The sequence below is a fragment of the Agrobacterium sp. 16-172Ci genome (assembly GCF_053522725.1).
The window spans coordinates 1-20448 of sequence record NZ_JBNWBW010000036.1 but is presented as its reverse complement, the minus strand read 5'-3'; the positions used below and the strand labels follow the sequence as shown (position 1 = coordinate 20448).

Genomic DNA, 20448 nt, shown 5'->3' with positions numbered 1-20448 from the left:
AGCGCAGCAGCGGGGCGGAACACACCCCGCGGCGTCACCCAAATCAGCTGTCGTCACCGTCGCTGTCACCGGCTTCCGGGCCGCCATTCTGCAGGAAGCGGTCGGCGATCAGGCCGGCATTCTGGCGCAGCGCCAGTTCGATTTCATTGGCCGTTTCCGGATTGTCGCGCAGGAATATCTTGGCGTTTTCACGCCCCTGCCCCAGACGCTGGCTGTTATAGGAGAACCATGCACCGGACTTCTCGACGATGCCGGCCTTCACGCCGAGATCGACAAGCTCACCGGTCTTGGAAACGCCTTCGCCATACATGATGTCGAATTCCACCTGCTTGAAGGGCGGCGCCATCTTGTTCTTGACGACCTTGACGCGCGTCTGGTTGCCGACAACCTCTTCGCGCTCCTTGACGGAGCCGATGCGGCGAATGTCAAGACGAACGGACGCATAGAACTTCAGAGCGTTACCGCCCGTCGTCGTTTCCGGCGAACCGAACATGACGCCGATCTTCATGCGGATCTGGTTGATGAAGATCACCATGCACTTCGACTTGGAGATCGACGCGGTCAGCTTGCGCAGCGCCTGGCTCATCAGACGGGCCTGAAGACCCGGCAGGCTGTCGCCCATCTCGCCTTCAATTTCCGCCCGCGGCGTCAGTGCCGCAACGGAGTCGACGACCAGCACGTCAACCGCGCCGGAACGCACCAGCGTATCGGTAATTTCCAGCGCCTGTTCGCCCGTGTCGGGCTGCGAGATCAGAAGGCCCTGCAAATCCACACCGAGCTTGCGGGCATAGACCGGATCGAGCGCATGTTCGGCGTCCACGAAGGCGCATATGCCGCCCTTCTTCTGGGCTTCGGCAATGGTCTGCAATGCCAGCGTCGTCTTGCCCGAGCTTTCCGGGCCATAAATTTCAATGATGCGCCCCTTCGGCAGACCGCCGATGCCGAGCGCGATATCCAGGCTGAGCGAACCCGTCGAAACGGTCTCCACTTCAACCACGTTTTCATTGGAACCGAGCTTCATGATCGATCCCTTGCCGAACGACCGTTCGATCTGGGAGAGCGCCGCTTCCAGTGCCTTGCTTTTATCCACCGATTTATCCTCTACGAGACGCAAAGAATTTTGTGCCATCCGAACCACCTTTAGGTTATTGAAGCCGCACAGGCAATGAAGCAGTATGGAAACGGTATGTACTCTATTTGTTCTCATTTCGCAAGGCTGAGCCAGCATATTGAAAACAAATAGCGATAAGTCGTTTGTTCTGCTTTCGTTTTTCCGTGCCCGGCCCATGGCCGCAAACCGGATGCGAGGTCAGGAAGACGTCAGTTTAGGCCGAATCGTCCGGTCTTTCCATCCGCCAAAGAGGGAAACGCAAGCGTGAAGAAAATACTCGTTCTGGGCGGCGCGCATATCGACAGGCGCGGTATGATCGAGACTGAAACCGCGCCCGGCGCGAGCAACCCCGGCTCCTGGATGGAAGAGGCCGGCGGCGGCGGTTTCAACGCCGCGCGCAATCTTTCCCGCCTCGGTTTTCAGGTCCGCATCATCGCCCCGCGCGGCGGCGACGCGACCGGTGAGGCGGTGGCGGAGGCCGCACGGCAGGCGGGCGTGGAAGACACGCCCTTCACCTTCCTCGACCGCCGCACGCCAAGCTACACCGCCATTCTGGAGCGTGACGGCAATCTGGTCATCGCGCTGGCCGATATGGACCTCTATAAGCTCTTCACCCCGCGCCGCCTGAAGATACGCGCCGTGCGCGAGGCGATCACGGCGAGCGATATCCTGCTCTGCGACGCCAACCTGCCGGAAGATACGCTGACGGCGCTCGGCCTCGTCGCCCGCGCCTGCGAGAAACCGCTGGCGGCCATCGCCATATCCCCCGCCAAGGCGGTGAAGCTGAAAGCGGTGCTCGGCGATATAGACATTCTCTTCATGAACGAGGCGGAAGCCCGCGCGCTCACCGGCGAAACGACGGCCAATGTCCGCGACTGGCCCGACATTATGCGCAAGGCCGGGCTTGCCGGCGGCGTCGTCACCCACGGCGCGAGCGAGGTGGTGGCCTTCAGCAGGAGGGAGACGGCGATCCTCCATCCGCCCCTCATCCGCGAGGTGAAGGATGTGACCGGCGCGGGCGACGCGATGGCGTCGGGTTATCTCGCCGCCATCGCCGAGGGAAAGACGATTGCGGAAGCGTTGAGGCAAGGCGCGGCGGCAGCGGCCATCACCGTGCAGTCACCGTTCGCCACCTCCCACGAACTATCAAAAGACAGTGTCGAAGCCATGTTGGGGCTTGTTCCCCGGGCTGAAATGCTGGCATGAACCCGCTTTTAAAAACTGGAACAGATGAAATGACCCGCCCTATCTCCCCGCTCCTGCCCATCGTCTATTCTCAGGAAGTCGCCGCCGCCAAGCAGCGCGGTGCGCCGATCGTGGCGCTTGAATCGACCATCATCACCCACGGCATGCCCTATCCCGGCAATATCGAGATGGCGGAAAGCGTCGAACAGATCATCCGCGATCAGGGTGCGGTTCCGGCCACCATCGCGGTCATTCACGGCACCCTGCATATCGGCCTTGAGAAGGACCAGCTCGAGGCGCTGGCCCAGACCACCGACGCCATCAAGGTCTCGCGCGCCGATATCGCCTTTGCGATCGCCGAGCGCCGCACCGGCGCCACCACGGTGGCCGCCACCATGATCGCCGCCGCCCGCGCCGGCATCCGCGTTTTCGCCACCGGCGGCATCGGCGGCGTGCACAAGGGTGCGGAAGAGACCTTCGACATCTCCGCCGATCTGACCGAGCTTGCGAAGACCGGCGTGATCGTCGTCTGCGCCGGCGCCAAGGCCATTCTCGATATTCCGAAGACGCTCGAGGTTCTCGAAACCAATGGCGTGCCGGTCGTCACTTTCGGCTCGGAAGAGTTCCCGGCTTTCTGGTCGCGCTCCTCCGGCCTGCCGAGCCCGCTCTCGCTCAACAGCCCGGCGGCAATCGCCAATTTCCAGACAACCCGCGAACAGCTCGGCATCGATGGCGGCATGCTGGTGGCCAATCCCGTGCCGGAAGAGGATGAAATTCCGCGCGAGGAGATGGAAATCTACATCAACCGCGCCATCTCCCACGCCGAGCGCGACGATATCACCGGCAAGGAAGTCACCCCCTACCTGCTTGGCGACATCTTCCGCCTGACGGATGGCCGCAGCCTGGAAACCAATATCGCGCTGGTGCGCAACAATGCGCAGTTGGCTGCGGAGATTGCGGTGGCGCTGAACTAACCGCCGGGGTTGGGATCATCCTCAAGTTTGCGGGTGACGGCAGGGTTCGAAAACCTCTCCTCCGTCGTGCCGGACTAGATCCGGCATCCAGCCACGGCGCGTCTGCGCCGTGAAAGAGTCTTTCGTGATCAAGGACTTGATCACGCTGGACCCCGGATCTGGTCCGGGGTGACGGATTGCGGATGATCCAGCTTTGCCAAACGCCTCGGCGCTGGGGACATCGTAAGCAACAAAAAAGGCCCGGAGAGCTTGCGCTTCCGGGCCTTTGTTTTTCCTGTCGAACCCGATCAATTCTGGGCGACCGGCTTCACCAGCGGCGTCACGCGGCGGATGGTGACGCGGCGGTTCTGCTGTTCCGGGCCGAGCGTCTGGACCTTCAGATAACGCTCGCCATAGCCTTGCGTCGCGAGGTTTTCCGGCGGAATGCCGTAAACATCGGTCAAGACGTTGGCGACGGAAGCGGCGCGCTCGTCGGAAAGCACGAGGTTGCTTTCATCCGAACCGACGGCGTCGGTATGACCTTCGATCAGGAAGGTTTCACCCGGGTTCTTGTCAAGCGCCTTGTTGATCGCATCCGCCACCTTGCGCAGCGAACGGGCCTGCGTCATCGGGATTTCGGCGCTGCCCGTGGCGAAGGTGATGGTATCGAGGTCGATACGGCGCACCTTGTCGCGGATACGGGCAGAATAACGCACTTCATCCAGCGAATAGACACGCTCCACCGGCTCGACCGGCGGCTGTTCCAGGAAGCGATAATAATCGCGGTCCGGATCGCTCGAGGTGTCGATGATGTAGTCCGTCACGGGAATGCGCAGGCGCATCGGCGGCAGGTCAAGGCCCGGATCGCGATAGACGTAATCGCGGTCGGGATCTTCCATCAGCTCCGGTGCATAGAACAGCACATATTCGCGGCCGCGATCGTCGATACGCGAGCGCTGGATCACGTCGCCATAACGATTGCGGATCGTCACTACCTGCGTTCCGTCACGGCGCTCCACGGTTTCGCGGACACGGCCGCCGGGCAGACGCTCGTAATAGGGCTCGCCGCCATCGCGGATGAAGCGCTGGTTGTCGTCGCCGCGCACCACGACACGGTCGCCGAATTGCAGGATGATCGGCGCATCGCGGTCGCGATCACGCGGACGGCCTTCGCGCGGCTGCCATTCGCGCACGCCTTCCGGCCGCTCATATTGCGGGCGACGGTCGACACGCTCACCCTGCTGCGAGGTGATGGCTTCCATCTTGACGGGCGGCGGCGGGGCCTTGCCTTCGGCGGCGCCGGCGCGCTGCGCCTCCGCGTCGGAGGTCGGAACCTTCACGTCACCGGCCTGCTCGCGTTCGCGACGGCGCTCCTCGCGGGTCTGGCGGTTGCCGGAACGTTCCACTTCCTTGTCGCTGTCGAGAACGGCGGCGCCCTTGTCGACCGGCAGAATGACGGTATCGGCGGTCTTAGACGGGTCCTTGGCGATTGCCTTGGCCTTGTCCAGCTCTTCCTTCGTCATCGGCGGCGCTTCCGTCTGCGGAACAGCAACCTGATTGGGAACGGGTTCGCCGGCCGGCGCCTGTCCGGTCGTCGTACCGCTCGGCGGCGGCGTCGGCGCGCCTGGCAGCGGGGCTGCGGGTTCGGTCCTGCCCTGACCCTCTACTGGCGGCTGTTCCGAAGGCTGACGGCCCGGTGCGGGGTTTGGCTGGGCTTCAGGTGCCGGCGGACGCGCAGGCGTCGGCGCTTCGGTCGGAACCGGTGCTTCCTTAGCGGCGGGCTCGGGGGCGGCCGGCTTTTTCTCCGGAACGGCTTTTTCGGCCGGCTCGGCTTTCTGTTCCGGGGCCTTTTCCTCTACCTGCGGCTTTTTGGCGGGTGCCGGTTCGCGGGGCTTGGCCGGCTCACCGGCATTTTCAGGGCGTGCTGCGGGCTCCTGTTCGGCAGCCGGTTCCTTCGCGCGCTCCTTACGGGGACGCTCGGGACGCTGCTCGCCCTCATCTGCGGGCTGCTCGGCCCGTTCCGGCTTGCGCGCACGTTCCTTCGGCTGCTCTTCGGCAGGTGCGGCTTCGGGTGCGGCCTCGCGCTGCGGCTCCTGCGCGCGTTCGGGTTTGCGGGGACGCTCCTGCGGCTGCTCGGCCGGCGCGGGCTCCGGGCGGGCCTCACGCTGCTGCGGTTCCCGCTGGGGTTCGGGCTGCGGCTCCCGTTGCGGCTCAGGGCGCGGTTCGGCAGGCGCGGCTTCGCGCTTGGGCTCCGGTTCGCGCTGCGGCTCCGGCGCACGCTCCTGTCGTTGCGGCTCGGCCTGCGGCTGCTCCTCTTCGGCCTGCTTGCGACGCTTGCGCAGTTCCTCTTCCGGGTTCGGTTCTTCCGGCTGCGCCTGCGCCAGAATCACCTGACCGGTCGCAGCATCGCCGGGAAGCGCTTGCGACACGGTCGTCTGCGCCCGCGCAGCACCGGCAAAACCGGCCGCGGCCGGCTCCACCGCAATCGCCAGCGACATGAGGGGGAAAACCACCCCCGTCAGCAATGTGTTCTTCTTCAGCATCGGTGTTTCCTCATCTGCCATTATTGGTCGCCAGTCTTGCGACATCTTGATTCCGGCTGCGCGTGCAGGCGCTGGTCAACGCCTCGCACACACTTCGGTTCCCATGATGGACAAAGCCTTCTGTACCGGAAATGAACAGATCAAGGCGTTTTCGTGGAAGCTCTGCGGCACAATCGCGGTCACTAATATTGCAGTTGCATTTTTTGACCAACCGGATGAATAATCGCATCCGCGCTGAAGGCCACAGGCGGTATCATCCGCTGCGCCCTGCGCTCATGGCGTCCGCACTGAAAACAACAACAGACCGCGGATGAACGACCAAAAGAGAGGATCGAAATGCCTATTTCCACCCGTCTGCTCGCAGCCGTATCGATTGCCGCCATCTCGCTGTTTTCAGGTGCTGCCCTCGCGCAGGACAAGATCGTCATCGGCACCGAAGGCGCCTATCCGCCCTTCAACAATCTCGAAGCCGACGGCACGCTGACCGGCTTCGACATCGACATCGCCAAGGCGCTGTGCGAACAAATGAAGGCCGAATGCACCTTCGTCACCAATGACTGGGACGGCATCATCCCCGCCCTTCAGGCCAAGAAGTTCGACGCCATCATCGCGTCCATGTCGATCACGCCCGAGCGTCTCGAGAAGGTCGACTTCTCCAAGAAATATTACAACACCCCGCCGGCCATCGCCGTGCCGAAGGATTCGCCGATCAAGTCCGTCGACGATCTGAAGGGCAAGTCGCTCGGCGCGCAGGGTTCCACCACCCACTCCAATTATGCCGAAAAGCATTTCCCGGATGCCGACGTGAAGATGTATCCGACCGCCGACGAATATAAGCTCGACATCGCCAATGGCCGTATCGACGCCGTCATCGACGATATCGTCGTGCTGTCGGAATGGCTGAAGACGGATGCGGGCGCCTGCTGCAAGATCCTGACGCCGCTCAAGGTCGATCCCGAGATCAACGGCAATGGCGCAGGCATTGCTGTGCGCAAGGGCGACACGGCGCTGGCTGACAAGTTTACGGCCGCAATCGCCGGTATCCGCGCCAGCGGCAAGTATCAGGAGATCAACAAAAAATACTTCGATTTCGACGTTTACGGCGATTAAGCCGGTTCGATCTGTTGAAATCTCGTGGCGGAAGGCTTGCCCTTCCGCCATTTTTGTTTGAAAACGTCACGATAACAATCACGGCGGCTTAAGACCGCAGGGGAAAATTGGCATGAGCGGAGCATTTTCCGCCATAGGTGCGTTCTGGACCTATGTCTCGACACTTCTCGATCCCTTCTGCGGGCCGGTCGGTCTCTTCTCGCTTTTCGGAAACGGCACCCTGGTCGCCTGCGGCGATGCGGGATGGGGCGATGAAATCGCCTTCGGCGTCAAGGTCACCATCTCGCTGGCGCTCGCCACCCTGCCCGTCGGGCTGCTGATCGGTTTTCTCATCGCGCTCGCCGCGCAATCGGAAGAAAAATCGCTGCGGCTGGCGACCGGCATCTACACCACCATCTTCCGCGGCCTGCCGGAACTGCTGACGCTTTTCATCGTCTATTACGGCATCCAGATGCTGCTGCAATCGGTGGCCGGTTATGTCGGCATCACCGGTCCGGTCGAGATCAACGCCTTCGTGGCGGGCATGGTGGCGCTGTCCGTGGTGTTTTCGTCCTATGCGTCCGAAGTGCTGCTGTCCGCCTTCAAGGCCATACCGAAGGGGCAATATGAGGCGGGTGCGGCACTGGGGCTTTCGCGGGGCCGCACCATGGTGCTCATCATCATTCCGCAGCTGGTCAGGATCGCCCTTCCCGGCATGACCAATCTCTGGGTCATCCTGCTGAAAGACACCTCTTACGTCTCGATCATCGGCCTTGCCGATATCGTTCGCCAGACCGGCATTGCCGCCCGCGTCAGCAAGGAAGCCTTCTTCTTCTACAGCATCGCCTGCCTGCTCTACCTCATCCTCGCGCTGCTTTCCTCCATCGGCATCGGCTTCATCGATCGCTGGTCGCGCAAGTCGGAGGTAAGCCGATGAGCCATATTCAGGAACTCATTCCCCCCCGCCCCGCCCCGGCCGTTGCGGACAAGCCGCTCAATATTTCGCGCATCGTCGGCGTCGCCGTCATCACACTCTGGCTGCTGCTCGCCGCCGGGCTGATCTTCGCCATGATCGAGGGCTGGGACTGGGACAAATTCCAGCGTTACGGGCCGCGCTATATCGATGGTCTCATCACCACCATCACCCTCGTCGGCAGCTCGATCATTCTCGGCGCCATTCTTTCCGTGCCGATCGCCTTCGGCCGCATGTCGGAAAACCGCATCATCGGCGCGCTGGCCTATGCCTATGTCTACGTCTTCCGCAGCACGCCGCTTTTGGCGCAGCTTTTCCTGATCTATTACGGCCTCGGCAGTTTCCGCCAGGGACTGGAAACTGTCGGCCTGTGGTGGTTCTTCCGCGAGGCCTGGTATTGCGGCCTGTTGTCGCTCACCCTCAACACCGCCGCCTATCAGGCCGAAATCCTGCGCGGCGCGATCCGCAGCGTGCCGCGCGGCCAGCATGAGGGCGCCGCCTCGCTCGGCCTGTCGAAACTCGTCACTTTCCGCAAGATCATCCTGCCGCAGGCGCTGATCGTGGCGCTGCGTCCCTATGGCAACGAAATCATCCTGATGATCAAGGGTTCCGCGGTGGTCTCTATCGTCACCGTCTTCGACCTTATGGGCCAGACCCGCTACGCCTTTTCCCGCACCTTCGATTATCAGGCCTATCTGTGGGCCGCGATCTTCTACCTGACGATCGTCGAAACGCTGCGGCATGTCTGGGCATGGCTGGAAGCCCGCCTGACCCGGCATCTCAAGCGCTAGTCGCAACGTTGGCAGCACTCATCAATGAAGGCTGCCAACATTTTGAAAAATATAAATATTTTGTGACAACCCATGTCTTTGGCAAGCTTGGATTAACCATGACGTGTTCCCATATTCGATACACCGGTAACGCTGTGATCGGCAATCATGGAAACGGGAACCGCCGTCATGAACAAGGACATGGAAATGATGCTGAGAGGCTACGGCCTCACCACCGCCCAGATATTTTATCGCCTGCCGGATCATCCGCTGGTTCTCCAGACCTATGTCTGGCAGGACTATGATCTTGCCCCGGACTTCCCTGAGATGCATGGCTTCCTCAAATTCTGGAAGGAAAAGCTCGATGGACCGCTGCATTCCGTCCGCTACGTGCACCGGCAGGTAATCTCGGCGCAGGAATGGCGCGCGCTCAAGGGGGAGTTCATCATCCACTGAGCCGTCGCACCACATAAGCATTGCGCCCGTCCCCGATGCAGCTTACAGCAAACCTCAACTGAAGATGCTGACGGATAAGGCGCGATGACCAAGAACCAGAAAATCGACGAAGAGGCGCTTGCCGAGGCCTATAACCGCGCGCTCGCGCTTGAAAAAGCCGGCGATGTGGACGCGGCGGTGAAGGCCTATGAAGAGGTTCTGGCCATCGATCCGGACGATCACGGCGGAGCGGCCGTTCGCATTGCCGCCATGGGCCGGGGCGAAACCCCGCCGAAGGCGCCCGACGCCTATGTCGAAACCCTGTTCGACCAGCATGCCGAAGCTTTCGAGGATATTCTTGTCGAACAGCTCGGTTACGCCGTGCCGATGATGGTGCGCCAGCGGTTGCAGACGCTGAACCTCGGTCCCTTCAAGCGCCTGCTCGATCTCGGCTGCGGCACCGGTCTCACCGGCGAAGCGCTGCGCGACATGGCCGACGATATCACCGGCATCGACATTTCCGAAAACATGGTCGAAATCGCCCATGAAAAGGACCTCTACGAGACGCTCTACGTCGCCGAAGCCGAGGATTTTCTCGAGGACAATGACGACGAGCCTTTCGACATTATCACCGCCACCGATGTGCTGCCCTATCTCGGCGCGCTGGAGCCGCTGTTTTTCGGCGCCGCCGAAAACCTCAATGCCGGCGGCCTCCTGATCTTCTCGTCGGAAACCCTGCCCGAAGCGACCCTGGCCGGACGCCCCTATATGGTCGGCCCGCACCAGCGTTTCGCCCATGCGGAAACCTATGTCCGCGAAAGACTGGCCGCGACCGGTTTCGAGGTTCTCGAGGTGACCGACATCAACGTGCGCATGCAGGACGGCAATCCGACGCCCGGCCATCTGGTGATTGCCAAGCTCAAGGGCTGATGCCGCTTCGGCATTGTCGCAGACGTTGCGGCAGATTTCTTCTCCCCGTCGGGGAGAAGAAACAAGCGGGACATGCTCGCCCTATGCTTAAGGAACATTGCTGAATCAACCTCTCAGCAACACCCGCCAGCGAGTTGAAGAGACTCACCTTTCCGACCCGCTCAGCTCGCCTTCGGCCGCCAGACGATATCCGCCACGTTGAGTTTCTTCGGCACGATCTTCAGATCGTAGAACTCATCCGCAAGCGCCTGCTGATAGGCGATGGCCTCATCCGGAACCAGCGAAACCCGCCCGAGATCGGCGCCCGGGCGCGTCAGCGAGACCTTGGTGACATCCTCGGGAACGCCGGTGATCGACGCCAGCGACTTTGCCGTTGCATCGATATTGGCCTGCGCTTTCGCACCCACATTCGCCAGCTCCTTGAGGATCAGCGGCACGAGATCGGGATTGGCCTCCACGAAATCGCCATTGGCAAGGAAATAACTCCACGGATCGACGATGCCTTCGGCGGTCGAGAGAACCCGTGTCGTCGGCTCTTTTTCCGCCACGGCAAAATAAGGATCCCAGATCGACCAGGCATCGATGCTACCGCTTCGGAAGGCGGCGGCCGCATCCGGCGGGGCAAGATCGACCGGCGTAATGTCGTTCAACGTCAACCCTGCCTTTCGCAACGCCTTGACGGTGACATTATGGGCGCTGGAGCCACGCTTGAAGGCGACCTTTCTGCCTTTCAGGTCTTCCAGCGTCTTCAGCGGCGAATCTTTCTGCACAAGGATGGCCGAACCGCCGGCCGCCGCTTTGTAAGTGCCCACATAACGCAGATTGCCGCCGGCGGCCTGCGCGAAAAGCGGCGGCACATCGCCGGTTGGGCCGATATCCAGCGCGCCGGCACCCAGCGCTTCGAGAAGCGGCGGCCCGGAGGAAAATTCCGACCATTTGACCTCGATGCCGCGATCCTTCAGCAGTGCTTCGAGCGCGCCTTGGCTTTTCGCGAGCGCTATCACGCCATTCTTCTGCCAGCCAATCCGCAATGTGGCGGTTGCGGCACTCGCCCGCCGGATATGCGGCAGAAACACCGCCCCGGTCGCACCTGCAATCAGTCCCAATGTTCCGCGTCGTGTAAGCATATGGATATCCCTCGCTATTCCATCCTTCGACAGTAAAAGCGTAGATATTCGAGCGATTTTATCAAAATCGCAGTTTGCGCGCAGACGGCTCCGGGAGAATTGAATGTGCGAATTTGCCACGATGGGCGGAATAGAATTGTCGTGCCCCGGCGGGGCTACCGGGATGGACCTTTCGGCTGGATCAGCCTTGGCGGACCAGCTCGACGGGAAAAACGACCCGCAAATGAAAATGCCCTCCCCGGCAACCGGAAAGGGCATTGGTCGAAAAACTGACCGGCGGCGGATTACTCCTCGCCGGATTTCGGATTGTCCAGCAGCATGTAGTCGAGCGGCAGCTCGGTCGTATATTTGATCTGCTCCATCGCGAAGGCGGAGGACACGTCGCGAATTTCGATCTTGGCGATCATGCGCTTGTAGAAGGCGTCATAGGCCGCAATATCGGGCACGACGACGCGCAGCAGATAATCGACATCGCCGCTCATACGGTAAAATTCGACGACTTCCGGAAACTCGGAAACCACCTCGGAGAAACGCTTCAGCCATTCGATGGAATGGGAGGCGGTGCGGATGGAGACGAAAACCGTGACCTTGGTGTTGACCTTGACCGGATCGAGCAGCGCCACGCGCCGGCGAATAACGCCGTCTTCCTCCATCTTCTGGATACGCCGCCAACAGGGCGTCGTGGAAAGGCCGACCTTTTTCGCCAGATCGGCAACGGCCAGCGTGGAATCCTCTTGCAGAATGCGCAAAATCTTACGGTCTAGGCGATCCAATGCGTCTATCCTCCTGAATTAATTTCCTTTCAATACACTAATTTTTGCAGAAAAACAGAAAATTGTTTCACTAAAGCCGCATTTCCACATGTTGTCGCAGAACCGGCAGCAGTTCCTCGGTGAACCATGGGTTCTTTTTCAGCCAGCCGGTATTGCGCCAGCTTGGATGCGGCAGGGGAAAAATGCCGGGGCCGGAATTGGCATGGAGAAAGCCGCGCCAGTCCTGCACCGTTTCCGTCATGGTCTTGCGCCGCCTTTCACCCAGATGAAAAGCCTGCGCATATTGGCCGATGGCGAGGATCAGCTCCACCTGCGGCATCGCCATTATTACCCGCTCACGCCATTGCGGCGCGCATTCGCGCCGGGGCGGCAGATCGCTGCCCTTGTCGTCATAACCGGGGAAACAGAAGCCCATGGGCACGATGGCGAAACGATCCGGATCGTAGAATGTCTGCCGGTCGACGTTCAGCCATTGGCGCAGCCGGTCACCCGAGGCATCGTTGAACGGCAGCCCTGTTTCATGCACGCGAAGCCCCGGCGCCTGCCCGGCAATCAGGATGCGCGCCTTGGTCGACATGACGACCACCGGCCGGGGTTCGTGCGGCAGGCGATCGGCCATTCCCCTGAGCGGCTTGTCGCGACAGAGACGACAACGGGCGATTTCGCCGCGCAATACGTCAAGCCCGTCATCACACGCGCCCTTCTCTCCTTCAACCATGATCCCACCCCAGAAGATGACGGACAATGGTGAGGAAACCCGCCGCCGGCGTTTCCAGATCCGCGGCACGGTGTTCCCGCCGCCATTGCGACGGTTTCTCGAATTCTCCCGCCCAGATGCCGCGTGCCTGCCTGCGCGCCGCCGCCTGCTCGCTGGAGAACTGGAAATAACCGGATGCGACGGCAAAACCCGCCGACACCATTTCCGATGAGACATCCCTGCCGCCGGCGGAACAATAAACCAGCCGCCGCCCGTAACGGTCTCTGGAACTGCCGGAACAGGAAAAATCCTCAGCCCCGGCCAGCCTTTGCAGGACACGGCGCGCTTCCTCGCCGCACGGCCAGCTTTCGCTGCCGCGCAGGCATGTCTGCGCAAGCTCCGGCGCATCGATGCCGAGCAGCCGGAAACGTTCCTCTCCCTTCGACAGCGTATCGCCATCGATCACAAAGAAGCGGCCGCTATAGGTCTCGCTGTTGATCTGGTCGAGCTTGGCCGCGATCAGAATGCCAAGAAAAACCGTGGCGAGAAAAAGCCCGCCATCGCGAAATGCCGAAAACCGCCTGCCCTTGCCTCCATTTCGTCTCATGTAACAACAAACCCTTGTCAGAAATGGCAAACAAATCCTTTCACGGCAGCATCTTCTTAAGATTTTGCGCGTAGTCTGCAAGGGTTCATGTCACCCTGCGTTGTAACAATGAGTAAAAGCGTCAGCACGTCCACCGACAAGATCATCGTCGACCGGTCGAAAAAGCACCGCAACAAGGCGGTCTTCGACACGGTGAAGACGACGCGTGAACGCCTGCAGCAGGGGGCCGGCGCAAGCGACGCCTATGAACGCGAAATGCTGACCATGCACATCGCCGAAACCCTGCAGGGCGCGATGATCATGCCGCTTTTCATCCTGCTCGCCTCCATCATCGGCCTTTATATCACCCGCGACATCAGCCTGATCATCTGGTCGCTGATTGCGCTGAGCTTCCACGCCTTTTCTTTGCTCTTGGCCAAGCGGGCGGCAAAACAGGAAATCACGGCCGACAATCTTCAGCACTGGAAAAGTCTCTTCCTCGGCATGCAGATCCTCATCGGCTGCGCCTGGGCGATGTTTGCGTTGGCCGAACCGGTGCGCAACGACCCGACGCTCGTGCTTTTCTTCAAGGGCTCGACGCTGCTGATCGCGCTTTCGCTCACCGCCATGGCCAATTTCATGCTGCGGCGGGCGACCTTCATGACCTTTTTGCCGGTGCTCGCGGCTCTCTGCATGACCTCGGCCATTTCGCGCAATCCTTTCGATGTCGGCCTCGCGCTGATGTTCGGCATGGCCATCCTCTTCTGTCATCGCATCACCAGCCGGCTTTACCAGACCAGCATCAAGCTCCTCTCCTCGCAGACGGAAAAGGACGACCTGATCGCCGAACTCGAAGTCGCGAACTCGGTTTCGGACGAGGCGCGGCGGCGCGCGGAAGAAGCCAATCTGGCGAAATCGCGCTTTCTCGCCTCCATGTCGCACGAGCTCAGAACGCCACTCAACGCCATTCTCGGTTTCTCCGAGGTCATGTCATCAGAGGTGCTCGGCCCGCTCAACAATCCGCTCTACAAGGAATATTCCGGCGATATCCATCGCTCCGGCCAGCATCTGCTTGATCTCATCAACGAAATCCTCGACCTGTCGCGCATCGAGGCCGGCCGCTACGACCTGAACGAAGAAGCGATCTCGATGCTGGAAATTGCCGAGGATTGCATCGGCATGATCCAGCTCCGCGCCCGCGCCAAGAACATCAAAATTTCCCAGCAGTTCGAAAACAGCCTGCCGCAGGTCTGGGCCGATGAGAAATCCATCCGCCAGGTCATCCTCAACCTGCTGTCCAACGCCGTGAAGTTCACGCCGCAGGGCGGCGAAATCCTCGTGAAAGCCGGCTGGACGGCGGGCGGCGGCCAATATGTCTCGATCAGGGATAACGGCCCCGGCATTCCCGAAGATGAAATTCCCGTGGTGCTGTCCGCCTTCGGTCAGGGATCGATCGCGATCAAGAGCGCCGAACAGGGAACCGGCCTTGGCCTGCCTATCGTTCAGGCCATTCTCGCCAAGCATGACGGCCAGTTCATCCTGAAATCGAAACTGCGCGAGGGCACCGAAGGCATCGCCATCCTGCCAGCCAAACGCGTGCTGCAAAGCCTGCCGGCCGTGGAAGAAACCCACGCCATCCAGCCGCGCCGCCGGTCCTTCGCTTGAGGAATTTCCAGGAAAAGTGGCCCCCGGGTTTTCCGTCCTGAAATGCCTTGAGGCTTAGAACTTCAGAAGAACAGCGTCGTTACCAGCGAATACAGCACGAAAAATCCGTTCGCCATCAACAGGCAGAAGACGGCGAAAGAGCCGAGGTCCTTGGCATGCCGCCCGACCGAGGAGATTTCCGGTGAAATGCGATCCACCAGCTCTTCAATGGCGGTATTCAACGCCTCCACCGAAAACAGAAGCAGCATCAGCACCGTAAAGACGAGAAGATGGGCAAAGGGTGCGCCGACGACCAGAAGCAGGGCAAGCCCGACGCCGAAGGCGAGAACCTCATGCCGGAACGCCGCTTCCTGCCACAGCCGGCCAAGCCCCTGCACGGAATAGCGCGCGGCGGCAAAAAGATGCCGCCAGCCTTTTTCCTTGCGGAAGGCGGGTTCCGGTTGCTTCTTTTGCGGCGTCACGTCCATCTTCAGCCTCAATGGTCGGTGCGGGAGCTGATGCGGGTGTCCACACCCGCCGCTTCGAATGTCGCCATGCCGGAATGGCAGGCGGCGGCGGCCTTGACGATGCCGGCGGCAAGCGCTGCCCCCGTGCCTTCGCCGAGCCGCATGCCAAGCGCCAGAAGCGGCGTCTTGCCGAGCTTTTCGATGGCGGCCAGATGCCCGGGCTCACCCGAGACATGGCCGATCAGGCAATGGTCGAGCGCCGCAGGATTGGCGGCCTTGAGGAGAGCGGCAGCGGCCGTCGCCACATAACCGTCGATCAGCACGGGAATGCGCTGCACGCGGGCAGCAAGGATGGCGCCGGCAATCGCTGCGATCTCGCGTCCGCCGAGACGGCGCATGATCTCCAGCGGATCGGACAGATGATCCTTGTGGAACTCCACCGCTGCTTTCACCGCCGCGATCTTGCGGGCCATGACTTCGCCTTCCGAACCGGTCCCCGGACCGGTCCATTCTTCCGCCGTGCCGCCATAAAGCGCGAGATTGATCGCCGCCGCAATGGTGGTGTTGCCGATACCCATTTCGCCGACGCAGAGAAGATCGGTTCCGCCGGCAATCGCTTCCATGCCGAAGGCCATGGTGGCGGCGCAGTCGCGCTCGGAAAGCGCCGGCTCGCAGGTGATGTCGCCGGTCGGGTAATCGAGCGCCAGATCGAAAATCTTCAGGCCAAGATCGTTTGCAACGCAGATCTGGTTGATCGCCGCACCGCCTGCCGCGAAATTTTCCACCATCTGCTGGGTCACGGATGTCGGATAGGGCGTAACGCCGTGCCGGGTAACGCCATGATTGCCGGCGAAGATCGCCACCAGCGGACGGGTGACGGCCGGAGAACGGCCGGACCAGGCAGCCAGCCACATGGCGATTTCTTCGAGACGTCCGAGCGAACCGGCAGGCTTGGTCAGCTGCGCATTGCGCTCCTTGGCCGCCACAAGCGCGTGCGTATCCGGGCCGGGAAGCTCGCGCAGCAGCGCGCGGAAATCGTCGAAGGGCAATCCGCTCATGCTCATGATATCTGTCTTTCTCGTCGTCGGGTTGGCTGCCGCATCGGCTCATGCGTCCGGAACTTGTTTTTTCCGGCAAATCGGTCTTTGTTGCGCCTCTCATAATCGCGGATGCGCCGCGGAACAACCGGAAATGCAGCGACTGCAACGGAGAGAGCATGAAGGCCGGGGATTTTATAACAGATGTCATGCATTCCCTCGCCTTTCTGAGCCGCCTGCCCGTTCCCTCGCGGTTTTTCGATGATGCCGACGGCGTGTCGATGCGCCGCACCGCCCGCGCCTTTCCCGCCGCTGGCCTGCTGATCGCCCTGCCCGCCGCTTTCCTTGTTGTGGTTTTCGCAGCCTTCGACTCCTCTCCGCAACTTACCGGCTGGCTCGTCATCGGCCTGACGGCGCTCATCACAGGTGCATTGCATGAGGACGGGCTGGCAGACACGGCTGACGGTTTCGGCAGCGGCAAGGACAAGGCCCGCACCCTTGAGATCATGAAGGACAGCCGCATCGGCAGCTATGGCACAATTGCCATGATCATGTCCTTTGCGCTTCGCGCCACCGCACTCGCCTCGCTCATTGAGACGCTGCCGGCAAAGACCGCCGCCGCCGCCCTGATCGTCGCACTTGTCCTGAGCCGCGCCCTGATGGTGTGGCACTGGCAGTCCCTGCCTGCCGCCAAAACCTCCGGCATCGCCGCCGGCGCCGGTCAGCCGGGCACAAGCGAGCGCAACATCGCGCTGGTGATAGGGCTGCTGCTTTTCACACTCTTCACGCTGCACGCACTGCCGCTTCTGTCGATTGCCCTTGTGCTGGCGGCAGCCTTTCTGGCGGCCGTCCTTTTCGGCAGGCTCTGCGACAGCAAGATCGGCGGCCATACCGGCGACACCATCGGCGCGTGCCAGCAGATCACGGAGATCGTTACCCTCATCGCCCTTGCCCTTGCGGCGTGACGGCCTGATATAAATCATCATGGAAACACCCTGCATTCACATCTGCCGCCTCGATGAAACCGGCAGCCTCTGCATCGGCTGCGGGCGGACGCTGGATGAAATCGGCGGCTGGGCGGGGTATAGCGACGAGAAACGCCGCGAAATCATGCGGTTGCTGCCGCAACGACTGGCAAACCTGCCCGAGACCGCCAAGGAGACGCATACCGCATGAACAGGCTGACCATCGTTCTCCTCCTGCTGGCCGTCGGCCTTGGCCTGCTTCTCATCAATCACGACGGCGGCCGAACGCTCGGCATCGACAACGATCAATTCGCCCACGTGCTTTATCTTCTGCCCATTGCCGGCCTATTATCGGCCGGCATTCTGGCGGGAAGACGCGGCAGCCTCAGTACCGTCATCCGCCAGCTCGCCGTATGGCTCGTCATCATTCTCGGCCTCGTCTCGCTCTATCTCTATCGCTACGACCTGCAATCCTTCGGCGACCGGTTGCTGGGCGGCCTGATGCCCGGCCGCGCCGTGGTGGTGACGACAGCTGGCGGCGAACAGGAAATCGTCCTGCACAAATCGATGAGCGGCCATTTCGAGGCAAATGTCGGCGTCGAAGGCAAGACGATCCACATGCTGGTCGATACCGGTGCAAGTTCCGTGGTGCTCGCCAATGCGGATGCGGCAGAAATCGGCATCGACACCGCAAATCTCCGCTATACCGTGCCGGTGATGACCGCGAATGGCCGCACAGCAGCAGCCCCCGTCACCCTTTCGGAAATCAGCATTGGCCCGATCATGCGACGCAACATCCCCGCCCTCGTCGCGCAGGATGGCCAATTGGGCCAAAGCCTGCTCGGCATGAGCTTCCTATCGACGCTCGGTTCGCTGCAGATGCAGACCGATGAATTGCGATTGCGGGATCGGTAAGCTGCTCTCGGAGAAGGCACCTTATCTTGCGATCAAACGCCCCCATCACAATATATGTGAAGTAACGAGGAAAGGGTTGATCAACGCTGACCCGCTGAAGCAGTGGCTTATCTCGAAAAATACCGCCACCTCGGCAAATCATTGACAGGCCGCATTGACCATGAGACAAGATTACATATTCAACGCAGGAGTTCTCAACATGATCGGTCCAGATCCTATCCTACTTTGATCTAAACGTCCTTCCACTGTAGAGAAGCGAAGCGTCGAACTATGGTTTCGGCGCTTTTTGGTTTTTTGAGATGCCCGGCGAACGGATTTTTCGCTTTAGTTTGTATCCCCTGTATTTTCCTTCCATTGTCTGCAAAAGCTTCTCGCCGGTTTTCTTTGCCTCTTCCGCGTGCTCGTAGAGGCTACGAATGGCACTCTCCCGACCCTCGAGTGAAATATTGGTGAAACTCTTACGATATATTCCTTCTATCTTGGCGCGGATTTTATCCAAAACACCATAAAAATAGACGACATCGCCAATATACTCTCTTCCAGTCGCCGATATGGAATCGATATTCTTCAGATAGAAATGGGTGTGACGTGCATCTGTAATATGCGGAACGAAATCTTTGTTTTCCTTGATGCGCTCCCTGAAAGTCACATAGGAAATAGGTGCCGCAAGGAAGATCGCCATATCGGCTGTATTAAAGTCGATTTCCGCATACAGGGATCGGATAAATTTCTCTTTTTCTCGCGATTTTTTCCAGAATCCTACGCCCACCGCTACAAATTGTCCGAGTATCCAAAGTGTGAAGGCTGTGGAAGCCGCCACCAACGCGGCGAGCAATTGCGGGCTTGCAGATATTTGCTGCGTCGCTGACATGCAACAATTCCCTTAAATATAAGAAAATACATATTGTAATAATGACAATATAAAAATCACAAGACGCCAATATTAACAACATAAATACGATACTTCAGATGGCGAACTGGCCAAGATTGCGCCGCCAATATCAAATCGGTCTCGATAGAAAAACACAGTAGGAACTCGACCTGAAACGGGCGGAACTAAAATGCTCGTAGAAACGCCTTTCCGAGAGATTTCTTTCTGCCCGGCACCCGCCCAACGAACCATTGCCCCTTGATTCCTTCCCATTTGATAATTTATGTTGGTTCCGTTCTCAGGGCGGGGTGCAATTCCCCACCGGCGGTATCGGGATTTTTCCCGGAGCCCGCGAGCGCTTCCGGTCTCCAAAGCCGGAAGGTCAGCAGATCCGGTGAGAGGCCGGAGCCGACGGTATAGTCCGGATGGAAGAGGACAAGGCATAGGACGCCCGCGCGTGAGCGGGCTTCGCATTGCATTGTTCGCCCAAGGGATATTTGGCGCTTCTCGAAGCGCGAAAATGCCGCAAAACGGCATAACCCTTGAAAGGCTTGAAAGAAAATGACCATTGCTAAAATTGAAGACGCCATAGAAGCCATTTCCCGTGGCGAGATGGTGATTGTGGTTGACGACGAAGACCGCGAAAATGAAGGCGATATCATCGCCGCCTCCGACAGCATCACCTCACAGCAGATTGCCTTCATGATGAACCATGCGCGCGGGCTGATCTGCGTCGCCATGCCGGGCGAGCGTCTCGATGCGCTCGATATTCCGCTGATGGTGTCGCGCAATACCGAATCCCTCAAGACGGCTTTCACCGTCTCGGTGGACTATATTCCGGGCACCACCACCGGCATTTCCGCCGCCGACCGCGCAAAGACCGTGCGTGCGCTGGTATCGGAAGAATCGCGCCCGGAAGATTTCGCCCGCCCCGGCCACATCTTCCCGCTGCGCGCCAACCCGCAGGGCGTTCTCGGCCGCACCGGGCACACCGAAGCAGCTGTGGACCTCTGCCGCCTCGCCGGCAAATATCCCTGCGGCACCATCTGCGAAGTCGCCAATGACGACGGCACCATGGCCCGCCTGCCCCAGCTCGAAGTCTTCGCCGAACGCCACGGCCTGCTGGTCGTGACGATCAAGGACCTTGTTGCTTACCTCAAGGGCGAGGTTGTCGAGGAAGTGGCGCAGAAGCAGGTCGCTTGAGCTGCTGCTCGCGGTGTGAATACAAAAACGCCCGGCGCAAGCCGGGCGTGATGCCTGTGAAACCGTCTGGTCCTCTTCCGTCATGCCGGACTTGTGTGGACGTATTGTGGTTTACTTGATGCATAGGCCGGGATGCGCATCCCGGCCTATGCAGGCAGGCGGCCGTATTTCCGG

21 protein-coding genes and 1 riboswitch are annotated in these 20448 nt (G+C 60.4%); of the genes, 12 read left to right on the top strand and 9 right to left on the bottom strand.

The window, feature by feature from the left end:
- Nucleotides 1-43: 43 nt before the first annotated feature.
- The gene (recA, locus tag ACQZ40_RS23860) at nt 44-1129 is read right to left on the bottom strand and encodes a recombinase RecA (RefSeq protein ID WP_448748780.1); all 1086 of its coding nucleotides are present in this window, start codon (nt 1127-1129) and stop codon (nt 44-46) included.
- Between the two features lie 246 nt (nt 1130-1375).
- Between recA and ACQZ40_RS23855 the strand changes: the two genes are divergently transcribed.
- Together ACQZ40_RS23855 and ACQZ40_RS23850 are read left to right on the top strand one after the other, a co-directional pair.
- Nucleotides 1376-2317, top strand: coding sequence for a carbohydrate kinase family protein (locus tag ACQZ40_RS23855; RefSeq protein WP_448748779.1), 942 nt, complete (start codon nt 1376-1378; stop codon nt 2315-2317).
- 29 nt (nt 2318-2346) lie between these two features.
- Complete coding sequence (locus tag ACQZ40_RS23850) at nt 2347-3270, top strand: pseudouridine-5'-phosphate glycosidase (protein ID WP_448748778.1); 924 nt, start codon at nt 2347-2349, stop codon at nt 3268-3270.
- 287 nt (nt 3271-3557) lie between these two features.
- Here the strand turns inward: ACQZ40_RS23850 and ACQZ40_RS23845 are convergent, their stop codons facing one another.
- The gene (locus ACQZ40_RS23845) at nt 3558-5792 is read right to left on the bottom strand and encodes an OmpA family protein (protein WP_448748777.1); all 2235 of its coding nucleotides are present in this window, start codon (nt 5790-5792) and stop codon (nt 3558-3560) included.
- A gap of 336 nt (nt 5793-6128) precedes the next feature.
- Between ACQZ40_RS23845 and ACQZ40_RS23840 the strand changes: the two genes are divergently transcribed.
- The 5 genes from ACQZ40_RS23840 to ACQZ40_RS23820 all read left to right on the top strand — a co-directional run bounded on the left by ACQZ40_RS23840 (nt 6129) and on the right by ACQZ40_RS23820 (nt 9989).
- Nucleotides 6129-6902 carry an ABC transporter substrate-binding protein gene (locus tag ACQZ40_RS23840; protein WP_065655922.1) on the top strand — a complete coding sequence of 258 codons (774 nt, stop codon included), beginning with the start codon at nt 6129-6131 and terminating at the stop codon, nt 6900-6902.
- A 112-nt stretch (nt 6903-7014) separates the two neighbouring features.
- A complete protein-coding gene (locus ACQZ40_RS23835; protein ID WP_059760406.1) occupies nt 7015-7818 on the top strand; it encodes an ABC transporter permease in 804 nt (267 codons plus the stop codon).
- The gene (locus ACQZ40_RS23830; protein WP_448748776.1) at nt 7815-8645 is read left to right on the top strand and encodes an ABC transporter permease; all 831 of its coding nucleotides are present in this window, start codon (nt 7815-7817) and stop codon (nt 8643-8645) included. Before ACQZ40_RS23835 ends, ACQZ40_RS23830 begins: the two co-directional genes overlap by 4 nt.
- A gap of 168 nt (nt 8646-8813) precedes the next feature.
- Nucleotides 8814-9080: an usg protein gene (locus ACQZ40_RS23825; protein WP_003522173.1), complete on the top strand. Its 267-nt coding sequence runs from the start codon at nt 8814-8816 to the stop codon at nt 9078-9080.
- 84 nt (nt 9081-9164) lie between these two features.
- Nucleotides 9165-9989 carry a class I SAM-dependent DNA methyltransferase gene (locus ACQZ40_RS23820; protein WP_174056994.1) on the top strand — a complete coding sequence of 275 codons (825 nt, stop codon included), beginning with the start codon at nt 9165-9167 and terminating at the stop codon, nt 9987-9989.
- Between the two features lie 161 nt (nt 9990-10150).
- Here ACQZ40_RS23820 and ACQZ40_RS23815 read toward each other — a convergent pair whose 3' ends face one another.
- The 4 genes from ACQZ40_RS23815 to ACQZ40_RS23800 all read right to left on the bottom strand — a co-directional run bounded on the left by ACQZ40_RS23815 (nt 10151) and on the right by ACQZ40_RS23800 (nt 13193).
- Nucleotides 10151-11116 (bottom strand): aliphatic sulfonate ABC transporter substrate-binding protein, encoded by a 966-nt coding sequence (locus tag ACQZ40_RS23815; RefSeq protein WP_448748775.1) that lies wholly within the window; start codon nt 11114-11116, stop codon nt 10151-10153.
- A gap of 284 nt (nt 11117-11400) precedes the next feature.
- Nucleotides 11401-11889, bottom strand: a complete 489-nt coding sequence (locus ACQZ40_RS23810) for an Lrp/AsnC family transcriptional regulator (RefSeq protein WP_003507846.1) — start codon at nt 11887-11889, stop codon at nt 11401-11403.
- 70 nt (nt 11890-11959) lie between these two features.
- On the bottom strand, nt 11960-12607 hold the full coding sequence (locus ACQZ40_RS23805; RefSeq protein ID WP_338810521.1) for a uracil-DNA glycosylase family protein: 648 nt from the start codon (nt 12605-12607) through the stop codon (nt 11960-11962).
- Complete coding sequence (locus ACQZ40_RS23800; RefSeq protein ID WP_448748774.1) at nt 12600-13193, bottom strand: thermonuclease family protein; 594 nt, start codon at nt 13191-13193, stop codon at nt 12600-12602. The genes ACQZ40_RS23805 and ACQZ40_RS23800 overlap by 8 nt, the downstream gene beginning before the upstream one ends.
- Nucleotides 13194-13301: 108 nt before the next feature.
- Here ACQZ40_RS23800 and pdhS2 point away from each other — a divergent pair, with 108 nt between their 5' ends.
- A complete protein-coding gene (gene pdhS2, locus ACQZ40_RS23795; protein ID WP_035262217.1) occupies nt 13302-14837 on the top strand; it encodes a two-component system sensor histidine kinase PdhS2 in 1536 nt (511 codons plus the stop codon).
- 62 nt (nt 14838-14899) lie between these two features.
- On the opposite strand, the gene ACQZ40_RS23790 is transcribed toward pdhS2, so the two are convergent.
- The gene (locus ACQZ40_RS23790) at nt 14900-15304 is read right to left on the bottom strand and encodes a diacylglycerol kinase (RefSeq protein ID WP_020012886.1); all 405 of its coding nucleotides are present in this window, start codon (nt 15302-15304) and stop codon (nt 14900-14902) included.
- Between the two features lie 8 nt (nt 15305-15312).
- On the bottom strand, nt 15313-16347 hold the full coding sequence (gene cobT / locus ACQZ40_RS23785) for a nicotinate-nucleotide--dimethylbenzimidazole phosphoribosyltransferase (protein WP_003522166.1): 1035 nt from the start codon (nt 16345-16347) through the stop codon (nt 15313-15315).
- 152 nt (nt 16348-16499) lie between these two features.
- Between cobT and ACQZ40_RS23780 the strand changes: the two genes are divergently transcribed.
- The 3 genes from ACQZ40_RS23780 to ACQZ40_RS23770 are packed head-to-tail and all read left to right on the top strand — an operon-like array spanning nt 16500 to nt 18200.
- The gene (locus tag ACQZ40_RS23780; RefSeq protein ID WP_448748773.1) at nt 16500-17285 is read left to right on the top strand and encodes an adenosylcobinamide-GDP ribazoletransferase; all 786 of its coding nucleotides are present in this window, start codon (nt 16500-16502) and stop codon (nt 17283-17285) included.
- A 19-nt stretch (nt 17286-17304) separates the two neighbouring features.
- On the top strand, nt 17305-17496 hold the full coding sequence (locus ACQZ40_RS23775) for a DUF1289 domain-containing protein (RefSeq protein WP_433823292.1): 192 nt from the start codon (nt 17305-17307) through the stop codon (nt 17494-17496).
- Entirely contained in the window at nt 17493-18200 is a 708-nt protein-coding gene (locus ACQZ40_RS23770) for a TIGR02281 family clan AA aspartic protease (RefSeq protein ID WP_433823291.1), read from the top strand. The genes ACQZ40_RS23775 and ACQZ40_RS23770 overlap by 4 nt, the downstream gene beginning before the upstream one ends.
- 268 nt (nt 18201-18468) lie before the next feature.
- On the opposite strand, the gene ACQZ40_RS23765 is transcribed toward ACQZ40_RS23770, so the two are convergent.
- Nucleotides 18469-19071: a hypothetical protein gene (locus ACQZ40_RS23765; RefSeq protein WP_448748772.1), complete on the bottom strand. Its 603-nt coding sequence runs from the start codon at nt 19069-19071 to the stop codon at nt 18469-18471.
- A 290-nt stretch (nt 19072-19361) separates the two neighbouring features.
- Nucleotides 19362-19512: riboswitch (FMN riboswitch) on the top strand.
- Nucleotides 19513-19632: 120 nt separating this feature from the next.
- Between ACQZ40_RS23765 and ribB the strand changes: the two genes are divergently transcribed.
- Complete coding sequence (ribB, locus tag ACQZ40_RS23760) at nt 19633-20274, top strand: 3,4-dihydroxy-2-butanone-4-phosphate synthase (RefSeq protein WP_448748771.1); 642 nt, start codon at nt 19633-19635, stop codon at nt 20272-20274.
- Nucleotides 20275-20448 lie beyond the last annotated feature (174 nt).

Excerpts from the sequence above, each read along its gene's own strand:
- ACQZ40_RS23835 (WP_059760406.1), top strand. The coding sequence starts at position 7,015 with ATGAGCGGAGCATTTTCCGCCATAGGTGCGTTCTGGACCTATGTCTCG.
- ACQZ40_RS23780 (WP_448748773.1), top strand. The coding sequence starts at position 16,500 with ATGAAGGCCGGGGATTTTATAACAGATGTCATGCATTCCCTCGCCTTT.
- ACQZ40_RS23815 (WP_448748775.1), bottom strand. The coding sequence starts at position 11,116 with ATGCTTACACGACGCGGAACATTGGGACTGATTGCAGGTGCGACCGGG.
- ribB (WP_448748771.1), top strand. The coding sequence starts at position 19,633 with ATGACCATTGCTAAAATTGAAGACGCCATAGAAGCCATTTCCCGTGGC.
- ACQZ40_RS23820 (WP_174056994.1), top strand. The coding sequence starts at position 9,165 with ATGACCAAGAACCAGAAAATCGACGAAGAGGCGCTTGCCGAGGCCTAT.
- ACQZ40_RS23845 (WP_448748777.1), bottom strand. The coding sequence starts at position 5,792 with ATGCTGAAGAAGAACACATTGCTGACGGGGGTGGTTTTCCCCCTCATG.
- pdhS2 (WP_035262217.1), top strand. The coding sequence starts at position 13,302 with ATGAGTAAAAGCGTCAGCACGTCCACCGACAAGATCATCGTCGACCGG.
- ACQZ40_RS23805 (WP_338810521.1), bottom strand. The coding sequence starts at position 12,607 with ATGGTTGAAGGAGAGAAGGGCGCGTGTGATGACGGGCTTGACGTATTG.
- ACQZ40_RS23850 (WP_448748778.1), top strand. The coding sequence starts at position 2,347 with ATGACCCGCCCTATCTCCCCGCTCCTGCCCATCGTCTATTCTCAGGAA.
- ACQZ40_RS23830 (WP_448748776.1), top strand. The coding sequence starts at position 7,815 with ATGAGCCATATTCAGGAACTCATTCCCCCCCGCCCCGCCCCGGCCGTT.
- cobT (WP_003522166.1), bottom strand. The coding sequence starts at position 16,347 with ATGAGCATGAGCGGATTGCCCTTCGACGATTTCCGCGCGCTGCTGCGC.
- recA (WP_448748780.1), bottom strand. The coding sequence starts at position 1,129 with ATGGCACAAAATTCTTTGCGTCTCGTAGAGGATAAATCGGTGGATAAA.
- ACQZ40_RS23775 (WP_433823292.1), top strand. The coding sequence starts at position 17,305 with ATGGAAACACCCTGCATTCACATCTGCCGCCTCGATGAAACCGGCAGC.
- ACQZ40_RS23790 (WP_020012886.1), bottom strand. The coding sequence starts at position 15,304 with ATGGACGTGACGCCGCAAAAGAAGCAACCGGAACCCGCCTTCCGCAAG.
- ACQZ40_RS23765 (WP_448748772.1), bottom strand. The coding sequence starts at position 19,071 with ATGTCAGCGACGCAGCAAATATCTGCAAGCCCGCAATTGCTCGCCGCG.
- ACQZ40_RS23800 (WP_448748774.1), bottom strand. The coding sequence starts at position 13,193 with ATGAGACGAAATGGAGGCAAGGGCAGGCGGTTTTCGGCATTTCGCGAT.
- ACQZ40_RS23825 (WP_003522173.1), top strand. The coding sequence starts at position 8,814 with ATGAACAAGGACATGGAAATGATGCTGAGAGGCTACGGCCTCACCACC.
- ACQZ40_RS23840 (WP_065655922.1), top strand. The coding sequence starts at position 6,129 with ATGCCTATTTCCACCCGTCTGCTCGCAGCCGTATCGATTGCCGCCATC.
- ACQZ40_RS23770 (WP_433823291.1), top strand. The coding sequence starts at position 17,493 with ATGAACAGGCTGACCATCGTTCTCCTCCTGCTGGCCGTCGGCCTTGGC.